The following is a 13,479-nucleotide window of genomic DNA, read 5'->3' as shown; positions in this document are numbered from 1 at the left end:
CCCTCAGGGTTTCGCGGCTTCACATAGCGGCGATCATGCCGCCATCGACATAGATGATCTGGCCGTTGACATAGGTCGATGCATCCGAGGCCAGGAAGATCGCAGCGCCCACCAGCTCGTCCGGCCGGCCCCAGCGCTTGGAGGGAACGCGGCCCATCAGCCAGTTGTTGAAGTCGGTGTTGTTGACCAGCGCCTCGTTCATGTCGGTCAGCATGTAGCCGGGGCCGATCGCGTTGGCCTGAATGCCGTGCTGGGCCCATTCCACCGCCATCGAGCGGGTCAGGTTCTTGATGCCGCCCTTGGCGGCGGTGTAGGGCGCAATCGTGGGACGCGCGAGCTCGCTGCCGAGTGAGCCGATGTTGATGATCTTGCCGTGCTTGCGCGGGATCATGCGCTTGGCCGCCTCGCGGCCGATCACGAAGGCGCTGGTGAGGTTGGTCTCGATCACCTTGCGCCACTCGTCGGTGGTGAACTCCACCAGCGGCTTGCGGTGCTGGATGCCGGCATTGTTGACGAGGATGTCGACCGCGATGCCCTTGTTGTCGAAGTGGTTGAAGGCGGCGACGATTGCAGGCTCGTCGGTGACGTTGAACGCGGCGCCCTCGGCCAGGTAGCCGGCGGCGCGAAACTCGGCGACAACCTGCTCGACGCGGTTGGGATCGAAGCCGTTGACGATGATCCTGGCGCCGGCCTTGGCCATGCCCTCGGCAATGGCGCGGCCGAGACCGCGGGAGGAGCCGGTCACCAGCGCGGTGCGGCCGGAAAGGTCGAAGAGGGCGGTGCTCATCTCAAAAATATCCTCAAGAGTTGGAACGGCGCACGGTCAGATCGGAGCGGTCGAATACGGCGGGCAGAAGGTCGACGCCGAGGCCGGGGCCTTCCATCGGATAGACAAAACCGTCCTTGATCGTGGGCATGGTGGTCACGAGCTCATTGTACCAGCCCTTGTAGAAGGCGCGCACCGATTCCTGGATCAGCGTGTTGGGCTGGCTGAACGACATGTGGATGGCGGCGATGAAGCCGATCGGGCCGATGCAGTCGTGCGGTGCGAAGGGCCGGTGATAGGTCTCGGCCATCGCCGCGATCTTGCGGCCCTCGGTGAGGCCGCCGGTCCAGCACAGATCCGCCATCACCACATGCATGGCGTCGCGGTCGAGCATGTCCTTGTAGGGGAAGCGCGAGCCCAGCGTCTCGCTGGCGCAGACCCAGACGTCGGTGCAGCGGGCGTATTCGGCCAGCGCCTGCGGCGAGTTCATCCGGATCGGGTCTTCGTACCAGGTCGGCTTGTAGGGCTCGAGCGCGCGGGCGATTTGTTTTGCGGTCGGCAGGTTCCAGAGCGAATGGAGCTCGACCATGATCTCCATCTTGTCGCCGACGGCTTTGCGGATTTTTTCAAACGGCTCGATCGCGTGCTTCATCTGGGCGGCGGTGATGTACAGGCCCTTGTTCTCCTGCGCCGCCGGATCGAACGGCCAGATCTTCATCGCCGAGATGCCGCTCTCCAGCAGATTTTCGGCAAGCGCATCGGCGTGGTGCATGAAGCCATCGAGATCCTCATAGGGACCCTTGGCAGCGCCAAGATTCCAGTTCGCGACCGGGCTGATATTGGTCGAGCGGACATATTGGGTGCCGGCGCAGGTGTTGTAGATGCGCTGCTTGTCGCGGCAGAGGCCGCCAAGCATCTGGTGCACCGGCTGATTGCAGACCTTGCCGAACAGGTCCCATAGCGCGATGTCGATGGCCGAAGCCGCGCGATATTCGACGCCGGTGGAGGACTGCGCCATCGGCAGATTCAGCATGTCGCGATGGATCGCCTCGATGTGCAGCGGATTGCGGCCGAGCAGGCGGCCGGCAAAGGTATCGTGGATCTGCGCCTCGACGGCGCCGGCGCCGTAGAAGGTTTCGCCAAGACCGATCATGCCCGTGTCGGTGTGGACGCGCACCCAGATGACGTTGGAGAATTCTTCGGTGCGCAGCGTCTCGATCGACGTGATCTTCACGGCAATACTCCTCCCATCGCAGGCGCGCGCAGCGCCGTCTTGTTGTCATTCCGCACCGCAACATGGTGCGGGCGCATGCCGAGTCTTACGCTCGCTTGTAATATATCACAACATGTTTTAGGGATATCACCAACAAGGCGCCGCCCTGCAAACGACGGCGCGGGCTGAGGGAGAGACGACATGGCAACACGCAAGCGCGCGCTCGAAGTGGTGAGGAACGACGACGCCGAGGGCAAGCCCTCCCGGCGCAACCGTCTCAACTTTTTCGAGCTCGCCTATCAGAGGATCGAAGAGCTGCTCGTCCATTGCGAGCTCAAGCCCGGCCAGTTCATGACGATGCTGGAATTGCAGCACATCACCGGCTTCGGCCGCACGCCGGTTCATCACGCCGTCAATCGTCTCTCCGCCGATACATTGATCATCATCCGTCCGCGCCACGGTCTGCGCATTGCGCCGATCGATCTGGCACGCGAGCGCATGCTGCTGGCCTTGCGCCGCGACATGGAGCGCTTCGTGATCCGGCTCGCGGCCGATCGCGCCAGTCTCTCGCACCGCAATCAGGCGCTGCATATCGAGCGCCTTCTGCGCGAGCGCCGCGCCAATCTGACCCTCGACGAGTTCAATCATATCGACCGCCGCATCGACGCGCTGGTGCTGGAGGCGGCAGGCGAACCGTTTCTGGTGCACACGCTGCGGCCGTTGCACACGCTGTACCGGCGTATCGGCTACATCCACCACCGTTTCATGCCGGGACAGGCCGAGCTGTCAGGAACAATCGATCATCATCTGGCTATTCTTAATGAGGTTGCCAATCGTCGTGTCGAGGACGCGGTGAAGGCGAGCGATGCACTGATCGACTACATGGGCGAGATGTTCACCGGCATGGAGGTCGGGATCGACCCGCGCCTGCTCGATTGCAGCATCGAGCCGCTACTTGGCACGTAAGAGAGTTTAAGAGAGGACCAAAGATGTCGACGATGGCGATGCCACAACCGACCGCGAGCGAAGCCGCGGTCCGCTACCTCATCACGAACTACAGTCCCAAGGGCAACAAGGTCGGCTGGCTGATGATGGCCTCGATCCTGGTCGAAGCCTGGGATCTCTATTCGATCGCCTTCGTGCTGATCTTCATCAAGGAGCAGTTCAATCCCGATCCGCTGATGCTGGGCCTGGCCGCGGCCGGTACGCAAGGCGGCGCCATGATCGGCGCACTGCTCGGCGGCTGGCTTTCCGACAAGATCGGCCGCCGCGTCATGTTTCTGGTGACGATGGTGCTGTTCATCGTGCTGGCGCTGGCGCAGGCCTTCGTGCCCAGCGTCGGCTGGCTCGTCGTGATCCGCTTCCTGCTCGGCATACCGCTCGGTTCGGACATCTCGACCGGCTACACCTACATCATGGAATCCATGGCCAAGGGCGAGCGCGAGGTCATGGGCAACCGCTGGCAGTTCATGTTCGCGGTCGGTGAGGTCCTCACCATCGGCGTCATCGTGATCTTCCTGCTGATCGACATGCAGCACGAGATGCTGTGGCGGGTGACGCTCGGCCTCGGCGCGCTGCCGGCGCTGATCATCCTGGTGATGCGCCACGACGTGCCTGAGACGGCGGTGTGGCTGGTGCAGAAGGGACGCTACCGCGAGGCCAAGCAGGTCGCGCGCGAGATGTTCAACGACGATCTGGCCATGCTGCCGGACCATGACGTCGAAGTGCCGAAGGTCTCCACCCGCGCGTTTCTCGCCGACCTCAAGAAGGATCCGATCCGCTGGCGCGCCACGATCTACGGCTGGATCGCCTGCTTCGCGCAGGCCAGCGAGTTTTCGACCTTCGCGTTCTACCTGCCGGTGCTCTTTGTGATGGTCGGCGTGTCGAGCGTGCTCGGCATCAATCTGGTGACGATGGCGCTGTTCTCCTTCGCCGCCTTGTCGGGCTGGGTCGGTCCGCTGCTGACGCCGAAGATCGGCCATCGCGGCATCTCGATCGCGGGCTTCTCGATCGTGCTGGCCTCGCTGCTGGTCGCGGCCTTCGCTCTCTACACCGACAACAAGATCCTGCTGCCGTTCGCGGCTGCCGCGATGCTGTGGGGCCATTATTGGGATGCGTCGAACTGCATGACGATCCCGACCATGGTCGCCAAGCCGAAATATCGCGGCACCGCCAGCGGCTTCGCCTACATGTTCGTGAAGCTGCCGTCGTTCCTGGCGATCTTCCTGTTCCCGACGGTGTTCGCCGCGATCGGGCAGGCGAACGCCACGCTGATGGTCGCGATCTTCCCGCTGATCGGATTGCTTGCCGCAATCTTCATCCTGCCGGAAGTCTACGGCTACGAGAACGATTGACGATGCGTGACCCGGTCGCGGCCGCGACGGCCGCGATCGGGCTTTGTCCTGCTACGGGCTCAGGAAGACGGGATCGATCCCGATCCCATGGCTGAGCAGGCCGATGGCCTGAAGCTGGGCGGAGTGCAGGTCGATTTCCACGATGGCGAACAGAGTCAGCAGCGCCACGACCGAGAGGACGAGCAGGGGATGGGACGTCTCGCCCCGGCCGCCAGCGGGCGCGATGTAGCTCTGGATTTCGCGACGCAGGGAAAAGCTCTGCGGTAGCGCCTTCGATTGAATCTGCATGATGAACCTTCCTTGTCGCGGCATGTCTCAATCACGCGACAAGAGAACTGTAGCCGCGGTCAGACCGTCGGCATTGATGCACCGCAAACAACTGAACGTAATCGGCCGCGCTAACGGATCGCGGCCGCAAGCGCTGCGATCAAGGCGGGCGGCGTCACCAGCAGTCCGAGCTTCAGGAACGGCCAGGCGCCGACTTCGATCTTCTCCCGCCGCAGCGCCACCAGCCACAGGATGGTGGCGAGCGAACCGGTCACCGACAGGTTGGGCCCGAGATCGACGCCGATCAGGATGGCGCTCACGACCGGCGCGGGCAAATGATCGCTGGCGGCGACCGAGCCAGCAACGAGGCCGATGGGAAGATTGTTGGCGATGTTGTCGGCGATCGCGGTGGCGAGGCCGACGCTCCATGCCGCCTTCGTCACGGATTGCCCGACGGCTTCATGCAGCAGCGCGCTGAGCCGTCCGATCACGCCGGTCTTGATCAGCGCTTCCACCATCACGAACAGCCCGCCGACCAGCGGCAGCACGCTCCAGGAGACGCCGCGCAGCACGGGGAGCGGCGATTGCCGGCTGAGCAGCAGCACGATTGCGGCTGTCACCACGCCGCAAACGAAGGTCGGCAGGCCCAATTGCTTGTCCAGCGCGGAGGCCGTGACCAGCACGATTCCGATCGCCACGATGCCGATGGCGGTCAGCTTGCCACCGCGGCCGAGCTTCGGATGCGGCACGCTGCGAGCGATCGTTTCTTCCTTCAGGGCGCGGTGCTGGGTCAGGCGCAGCACGACATAGGTCAGCAGGATCGAGGCCGCCGAGGGCAAGGCGAACAGGCGCAGCCATTCGGTGAGCTCAGGCATGTGCGCCCCGAACACGACCAGATTGGCCGGGTTGGAGATCGGCAGCACGAAGCTTGCGGCGTTGGCGATGAAGGCGCAGACGAAGAGATAAGGCAGCGGCTTGGCGCCGGCTGCGCGCGTCGCGGCATAGACGGCGGGCGTCAGCACGATCGCGGTGGCGTCGTTCGAGAGCAGGACGGTGACGAGCGTGCCCACGATGTAGATCAGCAGGAACAGCCGCTGCGGCCAGCCGCCTGCATATTCCACGGCGAGCGCTGCGAGGTAGTCGAACAGGCCTTCGAGCCGCGCCAGCTCGGCGATCAGCATCATGCCGATCAGGAAGAGATAGACATCGACACCCTTCCCGATGCCTGTCAACGCATCCCGCCACGGCAGCAAGCCGAACAGCACGAGCGCACTGGCGCCGATGGCGGCCCAAATCGCCTCCGGCAGGCGAAAGGGCCGGATGATGACGCCTGCGGTCGCAGCGACGATGATGCTCCAGGCCAGGATGGCGTCAGACGGCACGTTCGGTCCTCGAAGTGGGAAGGCTCATTCGGCAGCGATAGCGGAAGCCGCCGGCGCTGTCTTCCCCTGCGGGCCGCGGACCGCCACCTGTGATTTGCCGCGTCTCGGCCTGAGCTTCAGTCCTCAATTTTGTTCAAAAGTATGTTAGGTTGGAACGGCACGCGCCGTCATTGCGAGGAGCGCAGCGACGAAGCAATCCAGACTGTTCCTGCGGGAAGATTCTGGATTGCTTCGCTGCGCTCGCAATGACGGAGTTTTTGTCAGCTTCGTGCAATCACAACACTCACCGCGTGATCGACGGCTTTGCCGTGATCGCCTTGCGCAAGATGCGCGAGAGCAATTCCACCGAATACGGCTTCTGGATCAGTTCGAAACCGCGATCGGCGTTCTCGGCGAGGACGTTGCTGTAACCAGAGGTGAGCACGACGGGCAGGCCCGGATAGCGTTCGCGGATGATGCCGGCGAGCTCGACGCCGTTCATGCCGGGCATGATGACGTCGGAGAAGACGAGGTCGACGGCGAACTCGTTCTCGCCGAGGATGGCGAGCGCCGCATTGGCGTTGGCGACGCGGCGGACGACATAGCCGAGGTCTTCCAGCAGCTCAGTGGAGAAGCGGCCGACCTCGTCGTCGTCTTCCACCACGAGCACGCGATAGCCGCGCCCGGTGGCGGCGGCCTCATAGGTCAGCGCCGCGGCTTCCTGATCCGTCGCGGGGCTATGCGCCCGCGGCAGATAAATGGTGAAAGTCGCGCCTTCACCATGCGTGCTCGTCACGGCGATGTCGCCCTCGGACTGCTTTGCGAAGCCGAAGGCCTGGCTCAGCCCGAGGCCGGTACCCTTGCCGACCTCCTTGGTGGTGAAGAACGGCTCGAAGATGGCCTCGATGTTGTCGGGCGCGATACCGCTGCCGGTGTCGGCGACCGAGATCGCGACATAGTCGCCGCCGCGCGCCGACTGCGCCCGCAGGTTAGGGATGCCCTGAACTTTCCGGACGGCTATCGTGAGGCGGCCTTCGCCGTCCATGGCGTCGCGGGCGTTGACGGCGAGGTTGATCAGCGCGGTCTCGAATTGCGCGACATCGGCGATCGTGAAGCAGTCGCCATCGTGAACCTCCAGCGCGATTTCGATGCGGCCACCGACCAGCGGCCGGACCAGCTGCGCGACGCCTTCGACCTGGCTGCCGACGTTGAAGATCTGCGGTTTCAGCGGCTGCCGGCGTGCAAACGCCAGCAGCTGGGCGGTCAGCTTGGAGGCCCGCTCGACGGTGTCGGAGATGGCATCGACATAGCGGCGGCGGCGCTCCTCCGGCAGCTCGCGGCGGCGCAGGAAATCGGTTGCCGAGCGGATGATGGTGAGCAGATTGTTGAAATCGTGCGCGACGCCGCCGGTGAGCTGGCCGATCGCCTCCATCTTCTGCGATTGCCGCAGCGCTTCCTCGCCGCGGCGGCGCTCGGTGATGTCCACCGCCTCGGGTACCGCGCCGGTGATGTTGCCGTGGCGGTCGAGCACCGGGCGCATGCCGAACTCGAAATCGCGCTCGCCGATGGGAAGGCGCAGCCGCATCTCCAGCCGCACGGCTTCGCCCTTGAGCACGGTGTCGAAGGCCTCGCGCACCCGCGCGCTCATGCCGTCTGTCGTGCTGAACCAGGGCGTCTGCCATAACGGCTTTCCGATCACGTCCGCAGGGCTCGCCTTGATGGCGTCGAGCACGGTCGTGTTGGCGTAAAGCAGCTCGCCCCTGAGATTGACGAGGCCCTGGTACTGGTTGCTGGTCTCCAGGATCGCGCGCAGCCGCGCCTCGTTGGATTCGAGCTCGGCAGTGCGCTCGACGATACGTTCTTCCAGCGTCTCGTTGAGCTGCCGGAGCTCGATCTCGGCCTGCTTGGCCACCGTGATGTCATGGGCAACGCCGATGAAGCCGATATGCCTGCCGGTCGGGTCCCAGCGCGGCTGCGATTCCGAACGCAGCCAGCGCCATTCGCCGGCGGCGTTCTTGTAGCGGGCTTCCAGCACGAACGGTTTGAGCGATGCTTCACCCTGGACGGACTGCTGCAGCACATGCGGCAGATCGTCCGGATGCAGCACCTTGCGCCAGTCGAAGGAGATGGCCTGGTCGTAGGGCAGGCCGACGAAATCGACATAGGCTTGATTGGCGAAGGATCGTGTGCGGTCCAGTTTGGTGACCCAGATCGGCACCGGCGCGCTGTCGGCGATCAGCCGGAAGCGCTCCTCGCTCTCGCGCAGGGTCTCGCGCACCAGCATCTGGTCGGTGACGTCGATATGGGCGCCGACGAGGCGGACGGCGCGGCCGCCACCGTCGCGCTCGATCTTGGCCACGACGCGGATCCAGCGGGTCTCGCCGTCGCTGGGGCGGATGATGCGGTATTCGGCGGTGTAGTCCTCGCTGGTGCCGGACAGCGAATCGATGAAGTGCTTCACCGTTGCGTCGCGGTCGTCGGGATGAATGCGATTGATCCAGTCCTCGTGCGACTCGTCGGCCGCTTCCGGCGGCAGGCCGTGGAGCATCAGATATTCAGGCGAACGGCGGTTCTTGAAGCCTTCGCGGAAGTCGACTTCGAGACCGCCGACCTTGCCGATGCGCTGGATGCGCGCAAGCTCGGCTTCGCGTTCCTGGAGCGCGCGATAGGCGCTGTCGCGCTCGCGCGCGACATCTTCCAGGTGCTGGCGCAGCCTTTCGGCGGCGATGGTCTCGGGCGAAGGATCGTTCAAGGCGATGGCCGTTGTGATGCGGGAGCGCACGTGGCCGACCGATATTCACACAGACGACGCGTGATGGCCATTGCTCAAAAGAAATATGGAAAGAAAGGCGCCGCCGAATGCAGCGTGCTAGGTATGAACGAACGCCGGGTCTGGCTATTTGTTCCGAACCTTGGAACGATGAGCCCTCCGCGCGCGTATCTCCGAGCGGCCGCAACCTTCATTACCAAACACTCGCTTTCCGAAGAGGCTAAATCTTGAAGCTTTTTGTCTGCCAGGCCTGCGGCAACGTCCTCTATTTCGAGAACCGCGCCTGCGAACGCTGCGGCCATCGCGTCGCGTTCCTGCCGGAGAAGGAGACGATGTCGGCGATCGAGCCCGACGGCGAGGCTCAAGGTGGGGCTTGGCGGACGCTGGCCACCAAGGGCGAAAGTCGCATGCTGTGCAGCAATGCCGAGCACGATGCGTGCAACTGGCTGACGGATGCAGGTGATACCACAGGCTATTGCCGCGCCTGCCGCCATAACGGCGTCGTGCCGGACCTGTCGGATCAGGCGCAACTCGCCGGCTGGCGCGAGCTGGAGATGGCGAAGCACCGGCTGTTCTATTCCCTGATCCGCTGGAAGCTGCCGCTCCAGACCCGGCAGGACAATCCCGAACATGGCCTAATCTTCAATTTCCTCGCCGACGATCCGCAGAGCGGGCAGAAGGTCCTGACCGGTCACGACAACGGCCTGATCACGATCGCGCTGACCGAGGCCGACGACATCGAGCGCGAGCGGCGCAGGCTGGAGATGGGCGAGCCCTACCGGACGCTGCTCGGGCATTTCCGCCACGAGGTCGGGCACTATTTCTGGGACGTGCTGGTACGCGACGGCGGCAAGCTGGACGAATGCCGCGCCGTGTTCGGCGACGATTCCGCCGATTATGGCCAGGCCTTGCAGCGCCACTATGCCGAAGGCGCCCCGCCGGACTGGCAGCAGAATTATGTTTCGGCCTACGCGACCACGCACCCCTGGGAAGATTTCGCCGAGACCTGGGCGCACTATCTCCACATCGTCGACACCCTGGAGATGGCTAGCGAGTTCGGCATGGAGGTGCGGCCCAAGGTCGACCGCGACGGGGAGTTGACGACGCGCATCCGCTTCAACCCCTACGAGGCGAGAGACGTCGAGGCGATCGTCAACGCATGGCTGCCCTTCACCTTCGCCATGAACAGCGTCAACCGCGCCATGGGCATGCGCGACCTCTATCCATTCATCCTCTCGCCGGTCGTCGTCGACAAGCTCCGCTTCATTCACGGCCTGGTCCGGGACGTGGGCAAGGCCGGGAAGCCGTAGGCCGTCCGGGGCTTGCCAGGCCCGTTTCGGTCTTGCTTCGGTCTTGCGCTGGTACGCCAGAGCGGCCGGATTTTGACCGTTGCCTCCGGCCTATTTTGATGTACCACGGGAGCCACACGGCCCGTCCTATAGGCCCCAACGGCCAGGGAAGGGTCCCGCCCAAGGTCGAGACTCAAGAAAAGCATGTTCAAACGCATTCTGATCGCTAATCGCGGCGAAATCGCCTGCCGGGTCATCAAGACCGCTCGCCGCATGGGAGTTCAAACGGTCGCGGTCTATTCCGAGGCCGACCGCGACGCGCTCCATGTCGAGATGGCCGACGAGGCCGTGCTGATCGGCCCGCCGGCTGCGGCCGAGAGCTATCTGGTGATCGAGAAGATCGTGGAGGCCTGCCGCAAGACCGGCGCCGAAGCCGTGCATCCCGGTTACGGCTTCCTGTCCGAGCGCGAGGCGTTCCCGCGCGCGCTGGAGGCGGCGGGCATCGTCTTCATCGGCCCCAACCCGGGCGCGATCGCGGCGATGGGCGACAAGATTGAATCCAAGAGGGCTGCGGCGAAGGCAAAAGTCTCGACCGTGCCCGGCTATCTCGGCGTCATCGAGGACGCCACGCACGCGGTCAAGATCGCCGACGAGATCGGCTATCCCGTGATGATCAAGGCCTCCGCCGGCGGCGGCGGCAAGGGCATGCGCATCGCGCATTCGACCTCCGAGGTCGCAGAGGGATTCAACCTCGCCAAGGCCGAGGCCAAGGCCTCGTTCGGCGACGACCGCGTCTTCATCGAGAAGTTCATCGTCGACCCCCGCCACATCGAGATCCAGCTGCTGGGCGACAAGCACGGCAACGTGATCTATCTCGGCGAGCGCGAATGCTCGATCCAGCGCCGCAACCAGAAGGTCATCGAGGAAGCGCCTTCGCCGCTGCTCGACGAAGCCACCCGCCGCAAGATGGGCGAGCAGGCCGTCGCACTCGCCAAGGCCGTGAATTACGACTCCGCCGGCACCGTTGAATTCGTCGCGGGGCAGGACAAGAGCTTCTACTTCCTGGAGATGAACACGCGCCTCCAGGTCGAGCACCCCGTCACCGAGCTCGTCACCGGCGTCGACCTCGTCGAGCAGATGCTCCGCGTCGCCGCCGGCGAGAAGCTCGCAATCACGCAGAAGGACGTCACGCTGACGGGCTGGGCCGTGGAATCGCGTCTCTATGCCGAGGACCCGTTCCGCAACTTTCTGCCCTCGATCGGTCGCCTGGTGAAATACCGTCCGCCGGCGGAAGCGAGCCAGGATGGCATCACGGTGCGCAACGACACCGGCGTGCAGGAGGGCGGCGAGATCTCGATCCATTACGATCCGATGATCGCCAAGCTCGTCACCCACGCGCCATCCCGCGCGGCCGCGATCGAGGCGCAGGCCACCGCGCTGGACTCGTTCTACGTGGACGGTATCCGCCACAACATCCCGTTCCTGTCGGCGCTGATGCATCATCCGCGTTGGCGTGAAGGCCGGCTCTCCACGGGCTTCATCGCGGAGGAATTCCCCAAGGGGTTTGCCGTTCGTGTGCCGGAAGGCGAGGTCGCACGGCGGCTTGCCGCGGTCGGCGCCGCCATCGATCACGTGCTCGGCGAGCGCAAGCGGCAGATCTCGGGTCAGATGGGCGGCCGCATCGTGCAGCGCGAGCGTCGCCGTGCGGTCTGGCTCGACCGTCAGGAGATCCTGCTGGAGATCGCGCGCGAGGGCGAGGCGGTCGCGGTGCGTTTCCTCGATGCCGACGGCAAGGCTGGCAAATCGCATCTGTTGCAGTCGCCGTGGAAGCCGGGCGATCCGGTCTGGCAGGGCACCATCGACGGGCACATCGTCGCGGTGCAGGTGCGCCCGATCGCGAACGGCATTCGCCTCGCGCATCAGGGTGTCGAGGTGCCGGTCTATGTCTGGACCGAAGCGGAAGCAGCCTCGGCGCGGCTGATGCCGGTGACCACGGCTGCCGACACCGGCAAGAAGCTGCTTTGTCCAATGCCCGGCCTCGTAGTCTCGATCGCGGTGACCGAAGGGCAGGAGGTCAAGGCGGGCGAGACGCTCGCGGTGATCGAAGCCATGAAGATGCAGAACGTGCTGCGCGCCGAGCAGGACGGCACGGTGAAGAAGATCCACGCCAGCGCCGGTTCGACGCTCGCGGTGGATGCGCTGATTTTGGAGTTTGCGTAAGGGGCCTCAATGTCGTCCTGGCGAAAGCCAGGACGACGGCGGGACGCAATTCGCACTAACCGAGACATCACCATGGCCTTTCGTTCCCGCCGCGAAAAACTGCGATCGATCCTGTCCGGCGGGACTTGCGTCCATCCCGGCTCGGTCTACGACGCCATCTCGATCCGCATCGCCGAGGATCTCGGTTTCCCGCTCGGCATGTTCGGCGGCTCGGTGGCTTCGCTCGCGGTGCTCGGCGATCCCGACATCACGCTGATCACGCTCACCGAGCTTGCCGAGCAGATGCGGCGGATGTCGCGTGCGGCAGCACTTCCGGTGCTGGTCGATGCCGATCACGGCTATGGCAACGCGCTCAACGTGCGCCGCACGGTGCAGGAGCTGGAGACGGCGGGCGCCGCCGGCCTCACCATCGAGGACACGCTGCTGCCGGCTGGCTTCGGCGCAGCGAAGACGCAGCTGATCTCGCTGGAGGAGGGCGTCGGCAAGATGAAGGCGGCACTCGACGGCCGCGGCGATCCGTCGCTCGTCATCATGGGGCGCACCGGTGCGGCCTCGATCACCTCGATCGAGGATGCGATCCGCCGCGCCAGGGCCTATGAAGCCGCCGGCGTCGACGCGCTGTTCTTCACCGGCATCAAGTCGCGTGCCGAGCTCAAGGCCATCGCATCTTCAACGCGCCTGCCGATCGTGCTCGGCGGCGCGCCGGAGGAGTTGAACGTGCTCGATGATCTCGCTGGCTGGCGCGTTCGCATCGCGCTTCAGGGCCATGCGCCGATCGCGGCCGCAACGCAGGCCGTCTACGAGACGCAGAAGGCGCTGCGCGACGGCACTGCGCCGAAGAATCTCAAAGGCCTTCCGTCATCGGACTTGATCAGCCGCGTCACGCGGGAGGCCGACGTCAAGGCGCGCAGCGCCGATGTCCTCGGACTGAAACAATGAGCCGGGCGATCCTCCAGGTGATGATCCGCGGGCGCGTGCAGGGCGTCGGCTATCGGGCCTGGCTCGAGCATCAGGCGACGACGTGCGGTCTCGAGGGCTGGGTCCGCAACCGCCGCGACGGCAGCGTCGAAGCGCTGTTCGCAGGGCCGCCGAACCACGTCGCCGACATGGTTGCGCTGTGCCGCCACGGCCCGCCGTCCTCGCGCGTCGACAGCGTCACCAGCGAGACGGCCGACGTCGATGAGCTGAACTTGCGCCGGGCAGGTGAGGCGTTTTCGGTGTTGCCGACGGTGTAGCTAA

At 64.8% G+C, this 13,479-nt stretch carries 12 protein-coding genes; 7 read left to right on the top strand and 5 right to left on the bottom strand.

Going from position 1 to position 13,479, the window contains the following annotated elements:
• Positions 1–19 precede the first annotated feature (19 nt).
• Together AC0L27_RS16840 and AC0L27_RS16835 are read right to left on the bottom strand one after the other, a co-directional pair.
• A complete protein-coding gene (locus tag AC0L27_RS16840; protein WP_354209339.1) occupies positions 20–787 on the bottom strand; it encodes an SDR family oxidoreductase in 768 nt (255 codons plus the stop codon).
• A gap of 13 nt (positions 788–800) precedes the next feature.
• Positions 801–2,000, bottom strand: coding sequence for a mandelate racemase/muconate lactonizing enzyme family protein (locus AC0L27_RS16835; RefSeq protein WP_354209340.1), 1,200 nt, complete (start codon positions 1,998–2,000; stop codon positions 801–803).
• Positions 2,001–2,180: 180 nt separating this feature from the next.
• Between AC0L27_RS16835 and AC0L27_RS16830 the strand changes: the two genes are divergently transcribed.
• Together AC0L27_RS16830 and AC0L27_RS16825 are read left to right on the top strand one after the other, a co-directional pair.
• The gene (locus AC0L27_RS16830; RefSeq protein WP_473319716.1) at positions 2,181–2,945 is read left to right on the top strand and encodes a GntR family transcriptional regulator; all 765 of its coding nucleotides are present in this window, start codon (positions 2,181–2,183) and stop codon (positions 2,943–2,945) included.
• 23 nt (positions 2,946–2,968) lie between these two features.
• The gene (locus tag AC0L27_RS16825; RefSeq protein WP_342761015.1) at positions 2,969–4,333 is read left to right on the top strand and encodes an MFS transporter; all 1,365 of its coding nucleotides are present in this window, start codon (positions 2,969–2,971) and stop codon (positions 4,331–4,333) included.
• A 51-nt stretch (positions 4,334–4,384) separates the two neighbouring features.
• Here the strand turns inward: AC0L27_RS16825 and AC0L27_RS16820 are convergent, their stop codons facing one another.
• From AC0L27_RS16820 to AC0L27_RS16810, 3 genes are all read right to left on the bottom strand, one after another.
• Positions 4,385–4,621: a hypothetical protein gene (locus AC0L27_RS16820; protein WP_354209341.1), complete on the bottom strand. Its 237-nt coding sequence runs from the start codon at positions 4,619–4,621 to the stop codon at positions 4,385–4,387.
• A 110-nt stretch (positions 4,622–4,731) separates the two neighbouring features.
• Positions 4,732–5,982, bottom strand: coding sequence for an arsenic transporter (locus AC0L27_RS16815; RefSeq protein WP_354209342.1), 1,251 nt, complete (start codon positions 5,980–5,982; stop codon positions 4,732–4,734).
• A gap of 283 nt (positions 5,983–6,265) precedes the next feature.
• Positions 6,266–8,743, bottom strand: coding sequence for a PAS domain S-box protein (locus tag AC0L27_RS16810; RefSeq protein WP_473319714.1), 2,478 nt, complete (start codon positions 8,741–8,743; stop codon positions 6,266–6,268).
• Here AC0L27_RS16810 and AC0L27_RS16805 point away from each other — a divergent pair, their 5' ends adjacent.
• From AC0L27_RS16805 to AC0L27_RS16785, 5 genes are all read left to right on the top strand, one after another.
• Positions 8,744–8,962 carry a hypothetical protein gene (locus AC0L27_RS16805; RefSeq protein ID WP_275168011.1) on the top strand — a complete coding sequence of 73 codons (219 nt, stop codon included), beginning with the start codon at positions 8,744–8,746 and terminating at the stop codon, positions 8,960–8,962.
• Positions 8,959–10,041 carry a zinc-binding metallopeptidase family protein gene (locus AC0L27_RS16800; protein WP_275168010.1) on the top strand — a complete coding sequence of 361 codons (1,083 nt, stop codon included), beginning with the start codon at positions 8,959–8,961 and terminating at the stop codon, positions 10,039–10,041. Before AC0L27_RS16805 ends, AC0L27_RS16800 begins: the two co-directional genes overlap by 4 nt.
• Before the next feature lie 183 nt (positions 10,042–10,224).
• On the top strand, positions 10,225–12,240 hold the full coding sequence (locus AC0L27_RS16795; RefSeq protein ID WP_354209343.1) for an acetyl/propionyl/methylcrotonyl-CoA carboxylase subunit alpha: 2,016 nt from the start codon (positions 10,225–10,227) through the stop codon (positions 12,238–12,240).
• A 72-nt stretch (positions 12,241–12,312) separates the two neighbouring features.
• On the top strand, positions 12,313–13,179 hold the full coding sequence (locus tag AC0L27_RS16790; protein WP_354254991.1) for an isocitrate lyase/PEP mutase family protein: 867 nt from the start codon (positions 12,313–12,315) through the stop codon (positions 13,177–13,179).
• Positions 13,176–13,475 (top strand): acylphosphatase, encoded by a 300-nt coding sequence (locus AC0L27_RS16785; RefSeq protein ID WP_354209345.1) that lies wholly within the window; start codon positions 13,176–13,178, stop codon positions 13,473–13,475. Before AC0L27_RS16790 ends, AC0L27_RS16785 begins: the two co-directional genes overlap by 4 nt.
• Positions 13,476–13,479: the final 4 nt, after the last annotated feature.

This window comes from Bradyrhizobium sp. Ken51, from assembly GCF_055807435.1.
This window is presented reverse-complemented; position numbering and strand designations above follow the sequence as displayed.

Excerpts from the sequence above, each read along its gene's own strand:
- AC0L27_RS16840 (WP_354209339.1), bottom strand. The coding sequence starts at position 787 with ATGAGCACCGCCCTCTTCGACCTTTCCGGCCGCACCGCGCTGGTGACC.
- AC0L27_RS16830 (WP_473319716.1), top strand. The coding sequence starts at position 2,181 with ATGGCAACACGCAAGCGCGCGCTCGAAGTGGTGAGGAACGACGACGCC.
- AC0L27_RS16825 (WP_342761015.1), top strand. The coding sequence starts at position 2,969 with ATGTCGACGATGGCGATGCCACAACCGACCGCGAGCGAAGCCGCGGTC.
- AC0L27_RS16820 (WP_354209341.1), bottom strand. The coding sequence starts at position 4,621 with ATGCAGATTCAATCGAAGGCGCTACCGCAGAGCTTTTCCCTGCGTCGC.
- AC0L27_RS16795 (WP_354209343.1), top strand. The coding sequence starts at position 10,225 with ATGTTCAAACGCATTCTGATCGCTAATCGCGGCGAAATCGCCTGCCGG.
- AC0L27_RS16790 (WP_354254991.1), top strand. The coding sequence starts at position 12,313 with ATGGCCTTTCGTTCCCGCCGCGAAAAACTGCGATCGATCCTGTCCGGC.
- AC0L27_RS16785 (WP_354209345.1), top strand. The coding sequence starts at position 13,176 with ATGAGCCGGGCGATCCTCCAGGTGATGATCCGCGGGCGCGTGCAGGGC.